At 72.6% G+C, this 20630-nt stretch carries 19 protein-coding genes; 2 read left to right on the top strand and 17 right to left on the bottom strand.

Annotation, left to right across the window (positions count from 1 at the left end):
• Window positions 1–19: 19 nt before the first annotated feature.
• From QSK21_RS00940 to QSK21_RS00920, 5 genes are all read right to left on the bottom strand, one after another.
• Window positions 20–790, bottom strand: coding sequence for an NAD(P)-binding domain-containing protein (locus QSK21_RS00940; RefSeq protein WP_285692799.1), 771 nt, complete (start codon window positions 788–790; stop codon window positions 20–22).
• Window positions 787–2424 (bottom strand): CocE/NonD family hydrolase, encoded by a 1638-nt coding sequence (locus QSK21_RS00935; RefSeq protein WP_285692797.1) that lies wholly within the window; start codon window positions 2422–2424, stop codon window positions 787–789. Before QSK21_RS00935 ends, QSK21_RS00940 begins: the two co-directional genes overlap by 4 nt.
• A 17-nt stretch (window positions 2425–2441) precedes the next feature.
• Entirely contained in the window at window positions 2442–3662 is a 1221-nt protein-coding gene (locus QSK21_RS00930) for an LLM class flavin-dependent oxidoreductase (RefSeq protein WP_285692796.1), read from the bottom strand.
• Between the two features lie 47 nt (window positions 3663–3709).
• Complete coding sequence (locus QSK21_RS00925; RefSeq protein ID WP_285692794.1) at window positions 3710–4495, bottom strand: alpha/beta fold hydrolase; 786 nt, start codon at window positions 4493–4495, stop codon at window positions 3710–3712.
• Between the two features lie 170 nt (window positions 4496–4665).
• Window positions 4666–5409 (bottom strand): FadR/GntR family transcriptional regulator, encoded by a 744-nt coding sequence (locus QSK21_RS00920; protein ID WP_285692792.1) that lies wholly within the window; start codon window positions 5407–5409, stop codon window positions 4666–4668.
• A 150-nt stretch (window positions 5410–5559) separates the two neighbouring features.
• On the opposite strand from QSK21_RS00920, the gene QSK21_RS00915 reads away from it, so the two are divergent.
• Entirely contained in the window at window positions 5560–7218 is a 1659-nt protein-coding gene (locus QSK21_RS00915; protein ID WP_285692790.1) for a class I adenylate-forming enzyme family protein, read from the top strand.
• Between the two features lie 48 nt (window positions 7219–7266).
• Here the strand turns inward: QSK21_RS00915 and QSK21_RS00910 are convergent, their stop codons facing one another.
• Window positions 7267–8532 (bottom strand): aromatic acid exporter family protein, encoded by a 1266-nt coding sequence (locus QSK21_RS00910; RefSeq protein ID WP_285692789.1) that lies wholly within the window; start codon window positions 8530–8532, stop codon window positions 7267–7269.
• A 45-nt stretch (window positions 8533–8577) separates the two neighbouring features.
• On the opposite strand from QSK21_RS00910, the gene QSK21_RS00905 reads away from it, so the two are divergent.
• Window positions 8578–8745: an SDR family oxidoreductase gene (locus tag QSK21_RS00905; RefSeq protein ID WP_285692787.1), complete on the top strand. Its 168-nt coding sequence runs from the start codon at window positions 8578–8580 to the stop codon at window positions 8743–8745.
• A 41-nt stretch (window positions 8746–8786) separates the two neighbouring features.
• Here the strand turns inward: QSK21_RS00905 and QSK21_RS00900 are convergent, their stop codons facing one another.
• The 11 genes from QSK21_RS00900 to QSK21_RS00850 all read right to left on the bottom strand — a co-directional run bounded on the left by QSK21_RS00900 (window position 8787) and on the right by QSK21_RS00850 (window position 20536).
• Window positions 8787–9500 (bottom strand): DUF2267 domain-containing protein, encoded by a 714-nt coding sequence (locus tag QSK21_RS00900; protein ID WP_285692786.1) that lies wholly within the window; start codon window positions 9498–9500, stop codon window positions 8787–8789.
• An 86-nt stretch (window positions 9501–9586) separates the two neighbouring features.
• The gene (gene mnhG, locus QSK21_RS00895; RefSeq protein ID WP_285692784.1) at window positions 9587–9919 is read right to left on the bottom strand and encodes a monovalent cation/H(+) antiporter subunit G; all 333 of its coding nucleotides are present in this window, start codon (window positions 9917–9919) and stop codon (window positions 9587–9589) included.
• Window positions 9916–10182, bottom strand: coding sequence for an MrpF/PhaF family protein (locus QSK21_RS00890; protein WP_285692783.1), 267 nt, complete (start codon window positions 10180–10182; stop codon window positions 9916–9918). Before QSK21_RS00890 ends, mnhG begins: the two co-directional genes overlap by 4 nt.
• Window positions 10179–10730: a Na+/H+ antiporter subunit E gene (locus tag QSK21_RS00885; protein WP_285692782.1), complete on the bottom strand. Its 552-nt coding sequence runs from the start codon at window positions 10728–10730 to the stop codon at window positions 10179–10181. Before QSK21_RS00885 ends, QSK21_RS00890 begins: the two co-directional genes overlap by 4 nt.
• Window positions 10727–12271 (bottom strand): Na+/H+ antiporter subunit D, encoded by a 1545-nt coding sequence (locus QSK21_RS00880; protein ID WP_285692781.1) that lies wholly within the window; start codon window positions 12269–12271, stop codon window positions 10727–10729. The genes QSK21_RS00885 and QSK21_RS00880 overlap by 4 nt, the downstream gene beginning before the upstream one ends.
• Window positions 12268–12639 (bottom strand): Na(+)/H(+) antiporter subunit C, encoded by a 372-nt coding sequence (locus tag QSK21_RS00875; protein WP_285692779.1) that lies wholly within the window; start codon window positions 12637–12639, stop codon window positions 12268–12270. Before QSK21_RS00875 ends, QSK21_RS00880 begins: the two co-directional genes overlap by 4 nt.
• Entirely contained in the window at window positions 12636–15545 is a 2910-nt protein-coding gene (locus QSK21_RS00870) for a Na+/H+ antiporter subunit A (protein ID WP_285692777.1), read from the bottom strand. Before QSK21_RS00870 ends, QSK21_RS00875 begins: the two co-directional genes overlap by 4 nt.
• Window positions 15546–15745: 200 nt before the next feature.
• Window positions 15746–16450, bottom strand: coding sequence for an ABC transporter ATP-binding protein (locus QSK21_RS00865; protein WP_285692776.1), 705 nt, complete (start codon window positions 16448–16450; stop codon window positions 15746–15748).
• A complete protein-coding gene (locus tag QSK21_RS00860; protein WP_285692774.1) occupies window positions 16443–18389 on the bottom strand; it encodes a branched-chain amino acid ABC transporter ATP-binding protein/permease in 1947 nt (648 codons plus the stop codon). Before QSK21_RS00860 ends, QSK21_RS00865 begins: the two co-directional genes overlap by 8 nt.
• Window positions 18386–19255 (bottom strand): branched-chain amino acid ABC transporter permease, encoded by an 870-nt coding sequence (locus tag QSK21_RS00855; RefSeq protein WP_285692772.1) that lies wholly within the window; start codon window positions 19253–19255, stop codon window positions 18386–18388. Before QSK21_RS00855 ends, QSK21_RS00860 begins: the two co-directional genes overlap by 4 nt.
• A 3-nt stretch (window positions 19256–19258) precedes the next feature.
• Entirely contained in the window at window positions 19259–20536 is a 1278-nt protein-coding gene (locus QSK21_RS00850) for an amino acid ABC transporter substrate-binding protein (protein ID WP_285692770.1), read from the bottom strand.
• Between the last annotated feature and the right edge of the window lie 94 nt (window positions 20537–20630).

The raw sequence follows: 20630 nt of genomic DNA, 5'->3' as shown, positions 1-20630 counted from the left end.
ATACGTTTGCGGTCCAGGGTCAGGCCAGCAGGCGGCGCGCGGCCGCCAGCCGTTCCGGCAGGCCGGTGCCGAGCGAGAGGTCGGGCAGCCCGCCGAGATGGGCGCGGAGCAGCCGGACGTCCTTGTCCAGCAGGTCGTCGAGCAGATCGGCGAAGCCCGCCGCCATCCAACTGCCGCCGGACGAGGTGAGCAGCACCTGGTGCAGGCGGCGCGGATCCACCCCGGCGCGCTCGGCGAGCAGCAGCATCTCGGCGAGCACCAGCGCGTTGTACGCGCCGGTCACGTTGTTGAACAGCTTGGCCAGCGTCGGCTCGCCGTAGGCGTCGAAGGTCACCAGGTGCGCGGCGAGCGTGGTGGTCAGCAGGCGCGCGTCGGCGTCGGACAGCGGCCCCGCCGCCATCGCGGTGAGCGTGCCGCCGGAGGCGCCGGCGGCCCCGCCCGACACCGGCAGCTCCACGACCCGCAGACCCGGCCGCGCGCGGTCGCCGAGAGCGCCGGCGAACGACGGGTCGAGCGTCGTCACCACGAAGCAGGTGCGTTCGCCCGGCTCGGCCGCCAGCCTGTCGAGCACCGCCGCCGCCTGCTCGGTGAGCCGGACGACGACGAAGACCCGCTCGGCCTGCGCCCAGTCCACCTCGTCCAGGGACGGCGCGGCGGTGCGCCCGGTCAGCTCCGCCCACGCGGAGCGCCGGGCCTCGGCGAGGTCGACCCCGCACACGTCGTGCCCGCACTCGACGAGCCGTCCGCCCAGGGCCAGGCCCAGATTGCCGAGCCCCACCATGACGATCATTCCGCCTCCTTCAGAACAGGGAGGACGAGCCGTGACGGTGCCCGCTCGTCGCCGCAGACGATCTCGATCTCCCCGGTGCGCGGCGCCTTCGGCACGTCCTCGGTGACCCAGCGCCGGTACCTTGGATGGCCGGTGGCCGCGAGGATCACCCCGATCCGGCTGTGGGCGGCGAACCGGTGCGCCAGCGCCCCCAGGTCGAGCCGCACGAGCCGCGGCCCGCCGGCGCCGGGGAGACGCGCGGCGGCCTCGGTGAGCACCATGGCCCGGCCCGAGGCGCTCATCTCGACCAGGCGCGCGCAGACGGACATGCCGGGCAGGGGCGGGCGGGCGCACACGGTCAGGACGACCCCGCCCGCCACGTCAAGCTCCCGCTCCAGCGGCTCGGTGACGAAGTGGCACACATCGTCCCGGCCGAGCAGCCGCGACTGGTCCCGCGGTCCGGCGTTCGCCCCGATCTCCAGTCCGGGCAGGAACGTCGGGCCGCCGACCGTGGGCACCGGATCCGCCTCGTCGTAGCGCAGCCGGACGGTACCGGTGGCCTCCGGCGGACGGTCCTCCAGCGCGCCCGGCACCAGATACAGGTCGAGGGCGGACGCCTGGCGGGGAGGCCAGGTCTCGTCGTGGCGCCACCGGTCGGCGCCGGTCTGGAAGTAGGTGACCGCGGGTGCGGGCCGCGGCGGCTCGTCCTCCTCGCGCAGCCACCGGTCGAACCAGTCGAGCTGCCGGTCGGTCAGCCGCGCGGCATCGGCGCTCGCACGTACGCCGAAGTCGCGTTCGGGGAACACCCCCGGCCCGGTGCCGCCGTGCGCCCACGGGCCGATCACGAGCTCCCGCGCGGTCCCGCGTCCGAGCCTGGCGTACGAGTCCAGGCAGCCGCTCAGGAACAGGTCGAACCAGCCCGCGATGAGCAGCACCGGAACGTCGATCCGCGCCGGGTCGGGCGCATGCGCGGCGAGCACGGCGTCCCGCCGCCGCGGATCCAGCCAGTCGTCCAGGAACGGCAGGAGCTCCCGCATCCGGTCGATCCTGTCGTCGCCGGGACGCTCGAAGAGCACCTCGTCGATGTCGTCGATCACGTCCAGCAGGTCGTGCGGCGGTCGTCCGGCGCGCGCCAGCAGGTCGGGGGCCAGGTGGCGCACGCTCCACAGAACCGCGAAGCCCCATTCGAGCACCCCCTGCGGCGCCAGCCACCCGCGGAGGACGTCGGCGCCCGAGAACATCGGCGCGATGGCGGCGAGTCCCGGCGGGCCCTCCGCGGCGGTGTGCCATTGCAGCAGGCCGGAGTAGGAACGGCCGAACATGCCGACCTCGCCCGCGCACCAGTCCTGCGCGGTGATCCACCGGATGGTGTCGGCTCCGTCCTCCCCCTCATGCGCGAACGGGGTGAACGTGCCCTCCGACCCGAACCGTCCGCGGCAGTCCTGGACCACCACCGCGTAGCCGCGGCGCACGGCCCGGCTCACGTCCAGCGCGCCGTTCAGGATCGCGGGGTTGGACCGGCCGTACGGGACACGTTGCAACAGCGCGGGAAAGGCCCCGTCGCCCGGCAGGTAGACGTCGGTGGCCAGCGCCGTGCCGTCCCGCATGGGGACCATCAGGTCGTAGCGGACCTCCATACGAGGCGCCAGGGGCATCCGGGGGGACGCCATCGTCACGAACGACCGGCGGGCACGCGGGCGTTCGAGCCGCCGGACGACGCCGGGGCGGTGTCCGTGTCGAGCTCTTCGCGCAGCCGCGGCAGCACCTCCCGCGCGAACAGCCGCATCGACCGCGTCGCCATGTCGTATCCCATCGTCCCCGCCTGCACCATCATCAGCAGGTGGCCGAAGCCGCCGACCGCCCCGTAGAAGTCGGCGACCTGGGCGGCGACGGTGTCGGGGCCGCCGGCGAAGAAGTAGCCACCCGCGGTGAGCTCCTCGACGGGCGCGTCCGCCAGGTGCGCGACAGGGCTGTCGATCGCCTCCCCGTTCGCCTGCTTGCGCAGCAGGGAGGCCCGCAGCGCGGGGTCGTGGTAGCCCGGCACGTTGGTGAACTGTGACGGCACCTTGTTGTGCCGCAGGTACCACTGGAGCTTGCGCGCCCCGGCGTACCCCTCCTCGTCGGTCTCCCCGACGTACACCAGGCCGAGATAGGCGAACCGTCCCGGCGGCGGGTCGCCGAGGCCGCATTCGGCGCTGCGGCTCCGGTACGCGTCGAAGATCTTGCGCGCGCCCCGCCGCCCGTTCAGGATCGTGGCGAGCGTGAAGCCGCGCTCGGCCACCTCCACCGCGGTCGAGGTGCTCTGCGTCGGCACCCAGATCGGCGGGTGCGGTTCCTGGTAGACCCGCGGCCACACGTTGACCTGCCGGTGGTGGAAATGCCGGCCCTCCCAGTTGAACGGGCCGTCGTGGCTGGTCCACGCCGTGCGGATCAGCTCGGCGGCCTCCCAGAAACGGGCCTTCATGTCCACCGGGCTGACATTGCCCGCGGAGATCTCCTGCGGTACGCCGCGGACGAAGCCGACCTCGGCCCGGCCCTGGGAGATGACGTCCACCATCGCCATCTCCTCCGCGACCCGCACCGGATCGCGCCGGTTGGCGATGGGGTTGCCGAGCGCCAGCAGCCGGGCCCGCCGGGTCTCCCTCGCGAGGATCGCCATCGTGAGGGGCACGGCGGGTTCCACGCAGGTGGCGGTGGCATGATGCTCGTTCAGCATCACGTCGAGCCCGAGCTCGTCGGCCGCGGCGTAGATGTCCAGGTACTTGCGGTAGAGCTGATAGCCGGTCTCGGGGTCGTACAGGCGGCTGGGCAGGGTGACCCGGACCGACTCGAAGGAGTCCTCTGGCGGCAGGTAGGGGTAGGGCATCTCGGTGAACGCCCAGGCACGGAACATCGGCTTCTCCTTCGGAGTCTTCCCCTTCGGATCCATCGGGCGGGTGCTCAGGCGGTCCGGCGCGCGAAGCCCGCGATCGCCCGTGCCAGCTCGGCCGGCGCCTCCTCCTCGACGCGGTGCCCGGCGTCCGGGATCGTCAGGACCCGCGCTTCGCCGCCCAGCCGGGAGGCGAACTCCTCCAGGTAGCCCTCCACCAGCAGGAACCGGTCACGCCCGCCGCCCACCACCAGGGTCGGGACGGTGATGCGGCGCAGCCGGTCGGCCAGCGTGGGGCTGTGGAAGTACGGCTCCCAGGCGTAGTGGGCGACCGCCTCCTGGGCGCGCGCCAGGTAGCCGAACTGCTCGTCGGTGAGCGCGGTCAGGTCGGGACGGCGGGCCTCGTCCCCGTACAGCGATGCGCTGAGGGCCTGTGGCGGGGCCGCGTAGATGTCGAGGAAGGTGCGGGTGCGCGGCTCGCCGACGCGCAGGCCGACCGGTGCCACCAGCACCAGGGCCGCGATGTTGTGCTCGCACTTCGTGGCGATCTCACAGGCCAGCCAGCCGCCGAGGGACACGCCCACGAGCGTGACCGGCCCCTCCATGGACTCCAGCAGGTCGAGGTAGGTGTAGGCGACATCGTCGATGTCCCGGTAGCGCTGCGAACGCGGCGAGCGGCCCCACCCCGGATGCGAGGGCGCGGTCACTTCGAAGTGACCGGCGAGCTCCCGCAGCACGGGCTCGGTGAACAGGTGGCCGTCCTCGCCGTGGAGGAACAGCAGCGGCGGCCCACATCCCAGCGTGCGCCGCTCCAGCTCGGCTCCCGCTATCACGACGATGTCCTCGGATTCGCTCACGGCCCCTCCCGGGAGGTGTGGATGAGCGGGCTCATGCAATCTATCATTTAAACGATGGAGCTAAAAGGGTCGGAGTTCGGGCATGGCGAAAGTGAAAGTCCAGGGAGCGCCGGGCGTAGGGGTGTACGCGGTGGTCTGGGATCGGTGGAAGAGGGGGCGGAATGGGCGCGCTACGCCGGCGGCGCCCCGTCCGGCAGGTCGCCCGGCCTGACGATCTCCTGCTCGTCGGGGTCGAGCGCGTACAGCAGGCTGGCCTCCAGGTGGACGCGGACCTGCCGCTCCACACCGGCGACGTCCCCGCGATCGATGAGCTGCAGGATCCGCTCGTGCGCGCGCACGCCGGCGCGGCGCTGCCCGCGCTCGGGGAAGACCTTGGCCGCCCTCGCCCGGGACGCCCAGTCCACCTCCTGCCGCGACCACAGCGACTCCAGCGCGCCGATGACCAGGATCATCGTCTGGTTGCCGCAGGAGGCGACCAGCTCCTCATGGAAGTGGCGGGACAGCCGGGTGAAGGCCACCTCGTCGTCCAGGTTGTCGATGATCTGCTCGTGGAGCTCGCGCAGGCGCGGCAGCACCGCCGTGTGGCGGTCGTCGCGGGCCGCGCACAGCCCGGCGCACACCGGCTCGATCCGCTTGAGCGCCTCGCTGAGGTCGGCCAGCCGTACCGACTGCGACTGCAACACCAGGCCGAAGGTGTACGCGGCGTTGGCCACCCGTGGAACGTGGACGATCGCGCCGCCACGGTTCCCCCGGCGCACGGAGATCAGCCCCTCGGACTCCAGGATCCGCAGCGCCTCGCGCAGCGCGGGCTTGCCGACGCCGAACTCGCGCAGCAGGTCCTCCTGGCGGGGCAGCGCGTCACCGTCGGCGAGCTGGCCCTTGACGATGCGGCTGCGCAGCACGGACGCGATCACCTGTGCCAGTCGTGGCTGGCGGAGCTGGTTACTGGCCGTGGTGGGCCCCTTCCCGAACGTGCTGTGCGAGCCGGACGAGCTGTTTAGGCCGCGGATCGACAAGCATCATATCTATCAAAGCAACAACAGAGCCCATTGCGAGGACTCCGCATGACCACGACCGTTGACCCGGCCCTGATCGAGGAGTACGAGAAGGCCGGCTGGTGGGGCAGGACGACGCTGGCCGACCACATCGCCCGGCACGCGGCCGCCCGTCCGGACGCCGCGGCCTACGTGACCGCGGACACGCGGCTGAGCTGGCACGACTATGACCGGGCCTCGTCCTCGCTCGCGGGCGCGCTCGCGGGGCTTGGCCTCGCCCCCGGCGACAGGGTCGCGACGCTCCTTCCCGACGGCCCCACCGTGCACGTCGCGTTCATCGCGGCCGAGAAGGCGGGCCTGACCGCGGTCGGCGTCGGCGCCCGCGCCGGAGAGCGGGAGGTCCGCCACATCCTCGGCCGTACGGGGGCCAAGGCGCTGGTGACCCACGCCCGGCACCGCGGCAGGGAGACCGCGGACCTCGTCCACGACCTGCGCGCGGCGGGACTGCCCCTCGACCATCACGTCGTGGTCCCCGACTACGCGGCGGAACCGGAGGCCGTGCCCCGGGCCGACGGCGTGCCGGTGCCCGTGGCGAGCGACGCCGCGGTGGAGGCGCTCGTCGCGGCGCGGCGGCTCGGGCCCAACGACCTGTTCATGATCAATTCCACGTCCGGGACGACCGGCCTGCCCAAATGCGTCATGCACACGCAGAACCGGTGGTTCTACTTCCACCTGCTGGCCCGGGTGGCGGGCGAGCTGAGCGCGGCCGACGTCGTCATGTCGGTCATCCCGGCGCCGTTCGGGTTCGGGCTCTGGACCTCCCATTTCACGCCCACGATCCTCGGCGTGCCGGCCGTGGTGACCGAGCGCTTCGACGCGGGCGCCGCGCTGGACCTCGTCGAGCGGGAGCGGGTGAGCGTGCTGTGCTGCGTGAGCACCCAGTTCATCATGATGCTGGACGAGCAGGAACGGCGGATGCGCGACCTGTCCTCGCTGCGCTGCATGTTCACCGGCGGCGAGGCCGTGCCGTACCACAGGGCGGCCGAGTTCGAGGACCGCACCGGGGCGAGGGTGCTCCAGTTCTATGGCTCGAACGAGACCGGGGCGCTCAGCCACACCAGCATGACCGACGACAGGGAGCGGCGGCTGCGCACCGCCGGGCGGATCATCCCCGAGATGCGGGTGCGGCTGTTCGACGCCGCCGGGGCCGACATCACCGGCACCGGCCGGCGCGGGCGGCCGGGGTGCCGCGGGCCGGCGACCTGCCTGGGGTACCTGGACGATCCCGAGGCCAACGGGCGGCTGTTCACCGAGGACGGCTGGATGCTGATGGCGGACGAGGTGGAGATCGACGACGCCGGCTACGTCCGGGTGGTCGGCCGGCTGTCCGACCTCATCATCCGCGGCGGCAAGAACATCAGCGCACCGGCCGTCGAGGAGGAGGTCGGGACCCATCCGGCCGTCGCCATGGCGGCCGCCGTGCCCGCGCCCGACCCGACGTTCGGCGAGCGTGTGTGCGTGTACGTGACCCTGCGGCCGGGGCACACGCTGACGCTGGAGGACCTGACCGAACACCTCGGCGCGCGCGGCACGTCCAAGGAATGGTTCCCCGAGCACCTTGTCGTCGTGGACAGCCTGCCCCGGTCGTCCGGAGGGAAGGTCGCCAAGGCGCGTCTGCGGGAGGACATCGCCCGCCGCCTGAGCGGTGAGGGCACGGCCCCCTTGTGACGACGGACCGCACGGTCCGTGTCGGCCCGCCGCGATGAGGGATGGCCGTCAGTACTCGTCGTCGGGGCGGCCCCACATTCGGGCGAACCGCCGCAGGGCCATGCCGAACTCGCCGAAGCGGGGAGGGCGGCGTGGCCGGGGGAGCTTCGGCCTGCGCCTGCGCCGCCTGCGTTCCGGCGTCGTCCGCTGCGAGAGTTGCAACTCGTCCCGCAACCGGTCGAGGTGGACGAGCAGCTCGCCGTGGAGCTGCCAGTGGGCGGTGTCGGTCCGCAGCCGGTCGGACAGCTCGCCCCGGTCCTCCCGGGCGTCGGCGAGCTGCTGTTCCAGGACCCCTTCCAGGTCGCTCGACCCCGTGGCGATCTGCTGCCGGCTCATCCGCCCGTAGGTGAGGATGGCCCAGGCGAGCCGCCGGATCGCCGCGCTCAGCGACGCGTGGGCCGCGCGCTCCGACGGATCCACCTCGTACTCGCGCCCGACCTCGTTGACATGGTCGGCCAGCGAGCGCGCCAGCCCGCGGATGGTGATCGAGCAGTGCTCCAGCGCCTCCAGCCGCTCGTGCATCACCACCACGCTGTGCAGCAGCCCCGCGCCCCTCGGGTTGAGCCGCACGCTCTCCTCGGCGTGGGCCAGGGCCTCGTCCACGCGGTGGATCTCCTGGTCGAGCGAGCGGCTGCGGGTGAGCCAGTCGCCGATCACCTCCTGGGAAGGCTCCTCGTCGCCCATGCCCGCGGCGATGTCGTCGAGCAGGTCCGCCATCGTCGTGCCGAGCTCCTCGATGGCCGACTCCGCGGGCTCCACCCGCACCGGCGCGTGGACGAACCCGGCGGTCAGCCCGGCGGCCGTGCCGATGAGCGTCTCGATGACCCGCTGGATCGCGGCGACGTCGGTGTCGAGGGAGAGGACGAGCATGGCGCTGATCGGCACTTCGAGGATCGAGTCCCCGAGCCGCAGCGCGTACCCGGCGGCCAGGGAGACGGTGATGGCCACGCCGAGGCTCCACCAGCTGAACCCCACCGAGTGCGTCAGCAGGACGGCGACCAGCACGCCGGCCACCACGCTGCCCACGCGCTGCCAGGCGTAGCGGAAGGTCTGGTAGAGCGTGACCTGCAAGACCAGCAGCGCGGTCAGCGGGGCGAGCAGCGGCTGGGAACTGGAGCCGGGAAGCCACCTCGCCAACTGGTAGGCCAGCACCGACGTCACGACCAGCCTGAGGATCGTGAGGGCGACCGGCTGCGCCCGCCACCGTCTCAGCAGGACCGGGACGGGGAAGCCGACGTTGCGGATCGCGGTACGGAGACCCTCGTTGCCGCTCATGCTCACGGTTATGCCGACGGCGGGGCGGGCCACACCTGGAGGCCGGTGGTTTTTGACCCGGAGGATGCCGGCCGCGCGTATCGGCAGATGGCCTCCGATGTCCCGCTGGGCCGGTACGGAACGGCGGAGGAGGTCGCGAACCTCGTCGTGTGGCTGCTGTCGGACGAGGCGTCGTACCTCTCCGGCGCGACCCACCTCATCGACGGGCCCTGAACGCCTGATCCACGGCCGGCCGGCAGGCCCAGAGCGGTCCGCTATGAGGGCGGCGCGGCCATGCCCGGCGCGACCTCGTCGATGAGCTCGTCGAGCCGGGCGGCCATGTCGACGTCCAGGGCGGTGACGCGGCCGACCGAGGAGGTGCTGAGCGCGAGCTGCACGCCGTCGGCGCCCCGGCGGACCTGTGGCCCGTGCAGGGTCTCCTCCTTGAGGAGGCGGATGCGCTCCAGGACCCGATCGAGGTCGCCCGGTGGCAGCACGATGGTGCGCCTGAGCTCCCGGGTGTCCCCCGTCCACTGCGGAAGGTCTCGTAGCGCCTCCCGTACCTCGTCCGCGGTGAGCGGCGCCATGCCGCCTCCCGGGGCGGTCAGCCCTCCGCCCGCGGGCGGAGGGTCGAACAGCTCGCGCAGGTCCTCCGGTACGCGCAGGTCCTCGATCAGGCCGGGTTCCTGGTCGGCCAGCGTGGACAGCACGGCCTGCGCGCGCACCCTGGCCTGTTCCGGCGGGCGGTCCTCGATCGCGGACACCTCCTGGACGAACTCGCGCTGGTCGAGGCGCCGCACCGGATCGCGCTCCGGCACGTCGCTCCTCAGCTCGCCGGGCAGCACGTCCATGAACTGGTCGCGCTCGGGGTGCGGAAGCGTACGGGCCAGCGTGGTCACCGTCGCCTCCGCCGCCTCGCGCGCGTCGGCGGTGTCCAGATCCGCCTTGCGGGAGACCGATTCCAGCAGTTCCTGATATCTCACCGTCATGATCTGCTTCTCCTCCGTCCGCCCCCGGGGACGACGAATGCCACCCATACCCGGGTAATCCAAGGTCAACCCCGGTGCGGCGGGCATCAGGGTCCCGCGTCCCCGCCCTCGTCGAGGACCAGCGAGCCGGGCGGGACGACGCCGCCGTGGTAGGCCGCCGCCCCGATGGTCTCCGCGATGACGGGCACGGTGAGCAACTGGAACACCGCCGTCAGCAGCAGCGTCGCCGCGGCCGACGGCGAGCCGGTCTGGACGGCCGCGCCGATCAGGATGAGCACCAGCCCGATCGTCTGCGGCTTGGTGGCCGCGTGCAGCCGGGCGAGCACGTTGGTGAACCGCAGCACGCCGAGGGCGCCCAGGGCGCAGAAGGCCGCGCCGGACGGCAGCAGCACGGCGCTGACGGCGTCGGCGACCCTCATGAGGCGCCGTGCCGCTTGCCCGCCAGCCGTGCCGCGGTGACCGAGCCCACGAAGCCCAGCAGCGCGATCACCACCGTCAGCGTGGCGTACGCGGGGCCGCCGCCCGCGGCCATGACCACCGCGATGCCGCTGACCAGCAGGACCGACAGCACGTCCACCGCCAGGATGCGGTCGAACTCGGTGGGGCCGCGGACCAGGCGCAGGGCCGTCATCAGCGCCGCCGCGCTCAGCAAGACCATGGTCACGAAATGCACCACGTTCATCGATCCTCCTTTTTCGCGGGATACGCGTCGTGTGCGTACGGCAGGGCGCGCATCAGCCTGCGCTCCGTGCCGAGCACCCTGCGCCGCACCTGCTCGGCCTCGTCCCGGTCACGGACCGGCAGGCCGTGGACGAGCAGGGTCGACCGGCGCGTGTCGATGTCGATGATCACGCTGCCGGGGCGCAGGGTGAGGCTCAGGGTGACGGCGAGCAGCACCAGCTCGGACTGGGAGCGCGCCTCCACCTCGATGAGGGCGGCCCGGACCCGGGTCGGGTCCCGGATGGCGTGCCAGGCGACGACCACGCTCGACACCACCAGGTCGGCGACGAACTCCAGGACCGCCTCGGCCAGCCGGACCGGCCGGATCCGGGTCAGGACGGGCGCCGCCGGAAGCCGTGCCGCGCCGTAGGCGGCCGCGACCACGACGACACCGCTCACGACGGTGGCGCCGTCGGCCCGTCCCCACAGCAGGAGCCACACGGCCAGCAGCCAGGCGCCCAGGGCCAGCCTGGACCCGGCCTTTCTGATGACTCTGAGGACACGGTTCACGGCGCCTCCCCGCCGTGCAGGACGGCGTTCCGGTAGGCCGTCCGGTCGGCCAGGGACTGCGCGGCGTCACGGCTCCACGCGGAGAGCGGCCCGGCCAGCACCACCAGCATCAGGCCGGCCCCGACCATGGCCGCGGTGACCGTCCGGATCGGGCGCAGCCCGTGCCGCTCGCCCGGCCCGGGTTCCGTGCGGGTGGCGACCTCCCGCACCTCCGGGGACTTGCCGGAGCCGGGCGGACGCGGACGCCAGAACGCCAGCGTCCAGACCCTGGTCATCGCCATCAGGGTGAGCAGCCCGGTGAGGGCGGCGACGCCCGTGACCGCCCGCCCCCAGGCGCCTCCGGCGCCGATCCCGGCCTGGAACAGCGCGAGCTTGGCCACGAAGCCGGACAGCGGCGGTATCCCGCTCACGCTCAGCGCGGGGATCAGGAACAGCACCGCGGTGAACGCGGAGCCGCCGGCCAGCCCGCCGAGCCGCCGCAGGGACTTCTCCCCGGTCTCGATCTGCATGATGTCGCTGACCAGGAACAGCGTCGCCTGCACGACGATGTGGTGGACGAGGTAGAGGATCGCGCCCGCCAGCCCGGCGACGGTGAACAGCGCCAGCCCGAACAGCATGTACCCGATGTGGGCGACGAGGATGAACGACAGCGCCCGGTGCAGGTCGTACTGCGCCAGGGCGCCCAGTGTCCCGACGATCATGGTGGCGGCGGCCAGCGCCAGCATCGGCAGCGAGGCGTCGTCGCGGGGGAACAGCAGGGTTTGGACGCGGATCAGGCTGTAGACGGCCGCCTTGGTCAGCAGCGCCGCGAACACCGCCGTGATCTTGGTGAGGGCCGCGGGGTAGCTGTCGGGCAGCCACAGGTGCATCGGCACGACCGCCGCCTTGATCCCGAACACGACCAGGAACAGCAGGCCCAGCGCCGAGCGCGTCCCCGGCGGCAGCCCGGCCGTGCGCCCGGACAGGTCGGCCAGGTTCACCGTCCCCGTCGCCGCGTAGGCCAGGCCGACCGCGGTCAGGAACAGGATGGACGAGGTGAGGCTGACCACGGTGTAGGTCATCCCGGCCCGCATCCGCTCCCAGGTGGGCGTCAGGGTGAGCAGCACGTAGCTGGAGGCGAGCATCACCTCGAAGGCGACGAACAGGTTGAACAGGTCCCCGGCGAGGAACACCAGGCACACCCCGGCGGTCAGCGTCAGGTAGGCCGGGTAGAACACGCCCGGCTCCTCCGCGCTGAGGCCGCCCTCGCCCGCCGCGTACAGCATGATCGCCAGCAGCACCACGCCGGACACCACCAGCAGCAGCGCCGACAGCCGGTCCGCGACCAGGGTGATGCCGAGCGGGGCGGGCAGGCCGGAGACCTGGACGGCGACCACGCCGTCCCGTGCCACGGCGTGCAGCAGCGCCGCGGTGGAGCCGACCACGCCGATGTGGAACACCGTGCCCAGGACGCGCAGCGCCCTGCCGTGGTTGCGCATCGCCAGGGCCAGGGCCGCGCCCAGCAGCGGCAGCACGAAGGGGAGCGGGACGAGGACGTTCATCCCTCGTCCTCGCGGTCCCTGCCGACGCGGCGGTCCTCCAGGTCGTCGCGGACCTCGTCGTCGTCCTGCATCAGCACGCTGCGGTAGGCCAGGGCCAGCAGGAACGCGGTGACGCCGAAGGTGATGACGATCGCCGTCAGCGCCATCGCCTGCGGCAGCGGATCGGCGGCCTGCGCCTCGTCGTCGCCGCCGAGCAGCGGTGCCCTGCCGCCCGCGCCGCCGGCGAGCAGCAGCGCGAGGTTGGCGCCGTGCCCGAGCAGGACGAAGCCCACCACGACGCGGATGAGCGAGCGTTGCAGCAGCAGGTCGAACCCGACCGCGAACAGCACGCCCACGGCGACCACCAGCGAGATCGCGGCGCCGGTCACGGCCCTCCCCCCTGGGGAGGGCCGCCGGCGGGCTCGCCGGACCGGCTCTCCAGGCCGGTGCCGAGCGTGCTGAGCAGCCTCAGCACCAGGCCGAGCACCAGGATGGCGATCCCCACGTCGAACATCAGGGCGGTGGACGCCTCGACCCCGCCCACCACGGGCACCGTGAGGCGCAGGACCTCGCCGTGCAGGAACTCCCCTCCGTGCGCCCAGCCGATGGCGCCCGAGGCCACCGCCATGGCCAGCCCGGTACCGATGACCAGGCCCGAGCGCACCGGGTCGGCGACGGCCAGCTCGTGCCGCCCGCCGCTCAGGTAGCGCAGGACGAACGCCATGCCGGCGACCAGCCCGCCGACGAACCCGCCGCCCGGCTGGCCGTGCCCGGCGAACAGCAGGAAGGCGGAGAACACCAGGATCGCCGGGCAGAGCAGGCGCGCGGTGGCTTCGAGCAGCACCGAGCGCCCGCCGAGGGGAGGGGAGCCGGACGTGGCGAGCCAGCGGGTCCGGGGACCGACCATGGAGCCGGCGCCGCCCGCGTCCGGTTCCCCGGCGGGCCCGCCGGACCGGCCCGTGGCGTTCGGCGGCGACGTTCCGTCCAGATGGCCTCTGATCCGCGCTCCGGTCAGCACCAGGCCGCCCACTCCCAACGACGCCACCGCCAGGACCGTGATCTCGCCGAGGGTGTCGAGGGCCCGGAACTGCACGAGGATCACGTTGACCACGTTCTTGGCGCCCTCGTCCGCCGCGGGAACGGCGTACTCGGGGCCGGAGGGGCGGCCGTCCCGGCTCAGCGCCGCCACCACCAGGAACAGCGAGACGAACGCGCCGAGGCAGCCGCTGAGCACCGCGGCGGCGAGCCGGTCGAGGCGCCTGCGGCGGCGCGGCGGGAACCGCTCGGGCAGCCTGCGCAGCGCGAGCACCAGCATGATCAGCGTCAGCGTCTCCACGACCAGCAGCGTCAGCGCCAGGTCCGGGGCGCCGTGCAGGACGAACAGCCCTCCGATGGCGTAGCCGATCCCGGCCAGCAGCAACGCCGCCGAGAGCCTTCTGCGGACGCGCTGTGTGGCGAGCGCGCCGCCGATCACGATGACGACCAGCACGGGCTGGCCCGGGTGGTCCCAGAGCCGGAGCCGCCCGGCCTCCCACGGTTCCGTCCCGCGGATCAGGCCGTCCACCAGCGCCACCCCGGGGACGGCCAGCACCGTCCAGCCGATCACCTTGAGGTAGGCGGGCAGCGAGCCGGCCTGGACGCGCCCGGTCACCGCCCTGGCGGTGAACGACACCGCCCTGTAGACGGCGTCGTAACCGCTCTGCGCGGTGGGCGCCCAGGACGGGAGCGCGCGGCCGGGGAACGCGCGGCCGAGCGTGAGGAACAGCCCGAGACCGGACGCCAGGGCGAGCGCCGACAGCGCGAGCGGCAGGCCGGGTCCATGCCACACGGCGAGCTCGTATCCGGGATGGAGGGTCTTGAGCGATCCGGCATACGGCTCGACGATCCGGCCGACCTGCCCGGAGAACAGGCCCAGGCCGAAGCCCGCGCACGACAGCACCACCACCGGCCCGACGAGCCCGGCGGACGATCCGCGCCGTTCCGCGGTGTCAGCGGTGTCCGTCGTGGCTCCGCCGAACGCGGCCAGCAGGAAGCGGACACCGTAGGCCACGGTGAGGACCGATCCCGCCACCAGCCCGGCGAGGACGGCGAGGGCGTCGCCGGAGAACGCCGTGAACGCGGTCTCCTTCGCCACGAAGCCCAGGAACGGCGGCAGCCCGATCATGGACGCGGTGGCAGCGGCGGCGGCGACCGCCAGCACCGGCATGCGCCGTCCCGCCCCGCTCAGCTCCCCGGCCCTGCGGGTGCCCAGCTCGTGCTCCACCACACCGGTCGCCATGAACAGCGGTGCCTTGAACACGCCGTGGGCCAGCAGCAGCGCCCCACCGGCCAGCGCCGCCGCACGGGTGCCGGCGCCGAACAGGACCATGAGCATGCCGAGCTGGCTCACCGTCCCGTAGGCCAGCAGCCGCTTGAGATCGTCCCGCCGCAGCGCGACGACACCGCCGATCAGAAGGCTCGCCAGGCCCACGGCGATCACCAGCGGGCGGAAGACGCCGGCGCCGGCGAACGCCGGCGCCAGCCGGGCCACCAGGTAGACCCCGGCCTTCACCATGGCGGCCGCGTGCAGGTAGGCGCTCACCGGCGTGGGCGCCACCATCGCCGCGGGCAGCCAGGAATGCAGCGGCACCTGTGCGGACTTGGCGAACGCCCCCAGCAGCACCAGCACCAGGCCCGCCGTGGCCGCGGACCCGCGCGGCGGGTCGGCGAGCAGCGAGGAGATCCGGTACGTCCCCGCGGCCTGCCCGAGCACGATGAACCCGAGCAGCATGACCAGCCCGAACGCCGTGGTCACCAGCAGCGCCTGCGTGGCGGCGCGCCGGTTCTCCCCCCGCTCGGGGCCGGGCGCGCCGATGAGGATGAACGAGCTGACGGTCGTCAGCTCCCAGAACACGTACAAAACGAACAGGTTGTCCGCGAGAACCAGGCCGGTCATCGCGCCGGCGAACGCCACCAGCGAGCCGATCATCAGCCTGGACGGGCGCGGCGCGAAGTACCACGCCGAGTACACCAGGACCAGCGCGCCGACGCCGCCCACCAGCAGCAGCATCACCAGTGCGAGGGCGTCCAGCCTGAACTCGGCATCCAGGCCCAGGACGGGCGCCCACGCGAAACGGGCTGTGATCTCCTGACCGTCGCGCACCGTGCCCGCTCGGGTCGCCGCCCACACCGCGGTCACCGCCGGCACGACCGCGGCGGCGAGCGTCATCGCCCGCCGGTGGCGTCCGAGCGCCCAGGGCACGGCGAGCGCCGCGACGGCGTGTGCCAGGACCAGCGATGGCAGCCACGCGGACATCTCTGAATGCGCCGTCCTCCCCGGCCATGCGGGCGCCGTTCCTCTGCCCCGGAACCCGTCACGATCACGCGAGAACTCGCTACCCGGGCATCGCCGGGGCAATCGTCGCGGCCGGTGGTTTCGCCGTGCCCAGGGAGGCGCCGTTTGCTCCGGCGGCGCACGCCGGCCCGGCCGACCGGTCCCGGCGCGCGGCGGCCGGGTCAGATGCCCAGCACGTTGCGCTGGACGTCCTGGCTCTCCCGCAGCCTGTCCGACGGGCCCTCGGCCAGCACCCTCCCCTCGATGAGCAGGTAGCCGCGGGCGGCGAGGGTGAGGGCGCGGTCCACGTCCTGCTCGACCAGCAGGATGCTCACACCCTCGCCGTTGATCGCCTCGATCGCGTCGAAGACCTCGTCGACGACGACCGGCGCGAGGCCCAGCGAGGGCTCGTCCAGCAGGAGCAGCCGCGGCCCGGCCATGAGCGCCCGCCCGATGGCCAGCATCTGCTGCTCGCCGCCGCTCAGGCTGCCGGCCTGCTGGCCGGACCGCTCGGCGAGCCGCGGGAACAGGTCGTACACGCTCGCCAGATGCTCGCGGTGACGCGCCCTGGCCGTCTTCCGGTACGCGCCGAGGAAGAGGTTCTCCTCCGTCGTCAGGTGCGGGAACACCCGCCGCCCTTCGGGGACGATCGCGACGCCGTGCTCGCAGACACGGTGCGGCGGGACCGTGGCCAGGTCGGTGCCGTTGACGACGACGCGGCCGCGCGTGGAGGTGTGCAGCCGCGCGATGGCGTGGACGAGCGTCGTCTTGCCCGCGCCGTTGGGCCCGATGATGCCGACGATCTCGCCGTCCCCGACCTCCAGGGAGACTCCCCAGAGCGCCTGCGCGGCGCCGTAGAAGGCGTCCAGGTCCCGGATCTCAAGCATGCGCGCGCTTCCCGAGGTAGGCCCGTACGACGTCGGGGTCGTTCATGACGGTGCGGGGGTCCCCGTCGGCCAGGCAGGACCCGCGGTCCAGCACGACGACGCGCGTGGCGAGCTGGTTGACCACCCGGAGCAGATGCTCGACGATCACGATCGCGGTGCCGGTGCGCTGGATGCGCCGCACCACCTCGACCGCGTTGTCGATCTCCGCCGGGGTGAGCCCGGCCAGCGCCTCGTCCAGAAGCAGCACCCGGGGCCGGGTGGCCAGGGCGCGGGCGATCTCCAGAAGCTGCCGCTGGTGCAGGTTGAGCGCGGCGGGCAGCGCGTCCGCCAGAGGCCCGAGCCCGACGAACCCGATGTGCTCGTCCGCCTCCAGCCGGGCCTGCCGCAGCGACCGCGGCTCCCGGCCGAACATGATCGCCATGGCGACGTTGTCGCGCACGGTCATCGAGGCGAACGGGCGCGGGATCTGGTACGTGCGCGCCACTCCCGCGTGCGCGACCCGGTGCGGCGGCAGCCCGGCGGTGTCCTGCCCGGCGATCCGGATGCTCCCCTTGGTGGGACGCAGCGTGCCCGCCAGCAGGCCGACCAGCGTCGTCTTGCCCGACCCGTTGGGGCCGACGAGCCCGACCAGCTCCCCGGCCCGGATCTGGAGCGTGACGTCCTCCAGCGCCCGCACGCCGCCGAAGTACCGCGCCACGTGCTCGCACTCGACGAGCACCTCGTCCGAAGGCTCGGGGGAGGGCTCGGGGGAGGGCTCGGCGGGAGGCTCGGGTTCCCGGATCTGCCCGGCCCGGGGCACGGCGCCGGTCTCGGCCCGCCGTGGCGCGCGTCCAGGGGTACGCCAGGGAGCGACCGCGACCACCACCGCGGCGAGCGCCCCGTACAGGATCCAGTCCAGCGTGCCGCCGACGAGGTTCGTGACGCGAAGGGGGAGGAAGACGATCGCGAACGCCGCGAGCGCGTACCAGGGCCGTGCCCGCAACCGCGCGTACAGCCCCTCGGGCGCGATCACGACGAGCACGGCGAGGATGGCGCCCAGCACGATGAGCCGCCAGTCGGTGAGCCTCGACGCGCTGAGCCGGTCCTGCAACAGCACGATGAACGCGGCGCCGATCACCGGGCCCAGCCAGTGCGTGCGCCCGCCGAGCACGCTCATCACGATCACGAACAGCGGCACCGTCAGGTTGAACACGCTGGCGACGGCGACGAACCCGATCTGCAACGCGAAGATGCTCCCCGCCACGCCGCCGATGACCGCGCTCGCCACGATCGCCTGCATCTTGTAGCGGAAGGTCGCCACGCCCAGGCCCTCGGCCACGTCCTCCGCGTCCCGGATGGCCGCCAGCGCCCAGCCGAACCGGGAGTGCTGGATGGCGAACGCCGCCCACACGGCGGCGACCGCGACCAGAAGGCTGATCAGGTACAGGAAGTCCTGGACCAGGCCGAGCCCCGCGGGGAACGGGGGGACGGAGACGACGATGCCCTGACCGCCGTCGATGCCCGAGTTCAGATGGGCCAGCGCGCCCAGGATGAAGGGCACGGCGAGCGTGAGCAGGGCGAAGATCTCACCGCGCAGCGAGCGGAGCCGGAACGCCAGCCCGCCGACCACGAGCGCGAGGAGCGCGCTCAGCACGGCCGAGACGAGCAGGGTCAGGTAGAAGGAGACCTGGTGCCGGCCGTACAGCACCGCCGTGGTGTACGCGCCGAGGCCCACGTACGCGGCCTGCCCGAAGCTGAAGTAGCCGCTGTAGCCGGACAGGATGTTCCAGCTCGTCGCCTGGGCCGTCCAGAACAGGATCGTGGTCAGCAGGGTGAGGTAGAACAGCGGGAAGCCGATCGTCTCCCGGTAGAGCGACAGCGTCGCCAGCGCGAGGAAGGCGAGCGGGAAGGCCCACAGGCCGCGCCTGAGCGCGCCCCCGCCGAACACCGCCGCGATCATCGGGTGCCCCCGTGGGCGAACAGCCCCTGTGGGCGCAGCAGCAGCACCAGGATGATGACCGAGAAGAGCACGAACGGCTCGGCGGCCGGGGACACCACCACCGTGACGACCGCCCCCAGCGCGCCGACCAGCAGCCCCGCGACGAGCGTGCCCACCAGGTGGCCGATGCCGCCGAGGATGACGACGGCGAACACGGTGCCGAACCACTCGAACGCGGTCGCCGGGGTCAGCGCGTTCGACAGCGCGAACAGCATCCCGGCCGCCGCCGCGGTGGCCCCGGCCGCGCCGGCCAGCAGCAGCCCGATCCGGCGGTGGTCGATGCCGAACGCGGCGGCGATGGCGCGGTCCTGGGCGAACGCGCGCAGCGCCCGCCCCGTGAACGTCCGTCGCAGCGCCATGTGCGCGCCGCCGATCAGCACGATCGCGAGCACGAACGCCAGCAGCGTGTTGAGCGGGAAGACCAGCGAACCGACCTCGATCGAACGGGTGGCGTACGGGTTGGCCGCCGCGGTCATCTGCTGGTAGTCGGCGCTCCACAGGTTGCTGATGCCCTGCACGATCACGATGAGCAGCCCGAAGCTGAGCAGCAGTGAGTTCAGCTCGGAGATCCCCAGCCGGTCGAAGCCCCACTGCACCGCCGCGCCCAGCGCGAACAGGGTCGGCGCCGTGACCACCACGGTCAGGATCGGGTCCATGCCCCAGGACGAGGCGAGCTGGAAGGTGAGGTAGGCGCCGAGCAGGATCAGCCCGAAGTGGATCAGGTTGATGATGCGCAGCACGCCCCATGTGATCGACAGACCGGCCGCCATCAGCGCGTACAAGCCGCCGACGAGCACCCCGGTGAGCGCCGCCTGGACCGTGTCCATGCCTCAGCCCGCGGAGGCTTGCAGCCGTCCCGCCGCGCGCTGCGGTGGGTAGACCGTGACCCAGTCGCGGTTCTGGATCTGCTTGATGGCCTGGGTGGTCGTCCAGAAGTTGTTGGCCTTCGGGTCGAAGGTGAGGTGGCCGGCGAAGGTGGTGTCGGCGCCCTTGGCGTGCAGGCTGTCGCAGATGGCCTTGTTGTCGACCCTGCCCGCCGCCTTCACGCCGGCGACCAGGATCTCCCAGGCGTTCCAGGACGCGGCGGCCTGCGTCTCGAACACCGTGTACGGCAGCTTGGCCTGGGTCGCCCTGGTCCTGAAGTCGTTCACGATGGCGGTCGCGTCCGGGCCGAGCCGGTCCAGCGTCGCCTTGTTGGGCTCGAAGATGGTGACCGACAGCAGGCCGTCGGAGGTGTCGCCGAGCCCCAGCAGCGGGCCGGGCGCCGGGAACAGGCTGAACATCAGCGGGGGCTTGTAGTTCAGCTGCTTCATCGCCTGGAGCAGGTTGACGGGGTCGACCCCGAGGCCGTCGTTGATGACCAGGTCGGGCCTGGCGTCGCGGATCTGGGTGGCCAGCGGCGCCCAGCTCGTGGTGTTGGGCGGGTAGCGCCGTTCGAGGACGACGTCAAGGCCGCGCTGCTTGGCGATGGACACCATGCCGACCTTGTTGTTGCCGGAGCCGTAGGACACGAAGTCGGTGGAGCCGTTCTGGTTGGTGAGGATGGCGACCCGCTTGGGCGGGTCGGGGAGCGTCGCCACCGCGTCGAACAGCTGGTTCGGCACCACCTTGTTGGGCTCGGGGCCGATCGACCACGCCGGGAACTGGCACCGGTAGGTCATCAGCGGCGCGATCACGGAGGTGTGCTGCGGCATCGTGTACCCGTGCCGCGATGCCACCGCCATCGCGGACAGGATGTTCGGCGTCGCGTACGGGCCGATGATCAGGTCCACCCGGTCCTGGGTGATCAGCTGTTCGTACAGCGTGCTGACCTTGGCCTGGTCGGACTCGTCGTCCCGGACCACCCAGCGGACCTGCCGGCCCAGCAGCCCGCCGTTGGCGTTGAGCCGGGCGACGAACTGCTCGCCCGCGATCTTGTGGATGGCGCCGGTCGCGGCGAACGCGCCGCTCAGGGAGAGGGTGGAGCCGACGACGATCGGCTTGCCACTGTCCTCCGTCCCGCCGCCGGATCCGGACTTCTGCTCGCAGGCCGCCGCCGCTCCGCTCAGGAGCAGGCCGGCCGCGACCAGGGTGAAGAGACGGTTTCCGCGATGTCCGTTATCGCCCATGGCAAGCCACCTCGCCGCCGTGTCGTCCCGGTAGTGTATTCTTCAATTTTTTCTGTGTGCAATATCTCAGTGTGATCTCTCTGCGATCTTCGGT

This window comes from Actinomadura sp. NBRC 104412 (assembly GCF_030269515.1).
GTDB lineage: Bacteria > Actinomycetota > Actinomycetes > Streptosporangiales > Streptosporangiaceae > Spirillospora.
Note: the sequence above shows the minus strand (reverse complement) of the source record. Positions and strands in the feature narration are given on the sequence as shown.

What these genes read in the sequence shown, in the direction of transcription:
- QSK21_RS00940 (WP_285692799.1), bottom strand. Translation starts at nt 790, where the DNA reads ATGATCGTCATGGTGGGGCTCGGCAATCTGGGCCTGGCCCTGGGCGGA.
- QSK21_RS00935 (WP_285692797.1), bottom strand. Translation starts at nt 2,424, where the DNA reads ATGCCCCTGGCGCCTCGTATGGAGGTCCGCTACGACCTGATGGTCCCC.
- QSK21_RS00930 (WP_285692796.1), bottom strand. Translation starts at nt 3,662, where the DNA reads ATGTTCCGTGCCTGGGCGTTCACCGAGATGCCCTACCCCTACCTGCCG.
- QSK21_RS00915 (WP_285692790.1), top strand. Translation starts at nt 5,560, where the DNA reads ATGACCACGACCGTTGACCCGGCCCTGATCGAGGAGTACGAGAAGGCC.
- QSK21_RS00910 (WP_285692789.1), bottom strand. Translation starts at nt 8,532, where the DNA reads ATGAGCGGCAACGAGGGTCTCCGTACCGCGATCCGCAACGTCGGCTTC.
- QSK21_RS00900 (WP_285692786.1), bottom strand. Translation starts at nt 9,500, where the DNA reads ATGACGGTGAGATATCAGGAACTGCTGGAATCGGTCTCCCGCAAGGCG.
- mnhG (WP_285692784.1), bottom strand. Translation starts at nt 9,919, where the DNA reads ATGAGGGTCGCCGACGCCGTCAGCGCCGTGCTGCTGCCGTCCGGCGCG.
- QSK21_RS00890 (WP_285692783.1), bottom strand. Translation starts at nt 10,182, where the DNA reads ATGAACGTGGTGCATTTCGTGACCATGGTCTTGCTGAGCGCGGCGGCG.
- QSK21_RS00880 (WP_285692781.1), bottom strand. Translation starts at nt 12,271, where the DNA reads ATGAACGTCCTCGTCCCGCTCCCCTTCGTGCTGCCGCTGCTGGGCGCG.
- QSK21_RS00870 (WP_285692777.1), bottom strand. Translation starts at nt 15,545, where the DNA reads ATGTCCGCGTGGCTGCCATCGCTGGTCCTGGCACACGCCGTCGCGGCG.
- QSK21_RS00865 (WP_285692776.1), bottom strand. Translation starts at nt 16,450, where the DNA reads ATGCTTGAGATCCGGGACCTGGACGCCTTCTACGGCGCCGCGCAGGCG.
- QSK21_RS00860 (WP_285692774.1), bottom strand. Translation starts at nt 18,389, where the DNA reads ATGATCGCGGCGGTGTTCGGCGGGGGCGCGCTCAGGCGCGGCCTGTGG.
- QSK21_RS00855 (WP_285692772.1), bottom strand. Translation starts at nt 19,255, where the DNA reads ATGGACACGGTCCAGGCGGCGCTCACCGGGGTGCTCGTCGGCGGCTTG.
- QSK21_RS00850 (WP_285692770.1), bottom strand. Translation starts at nt 20,536, where the DNA reads ATGGGCGATAACGGACATCGCGGAAACCGTCTCTTCACCCTGGTCGCG.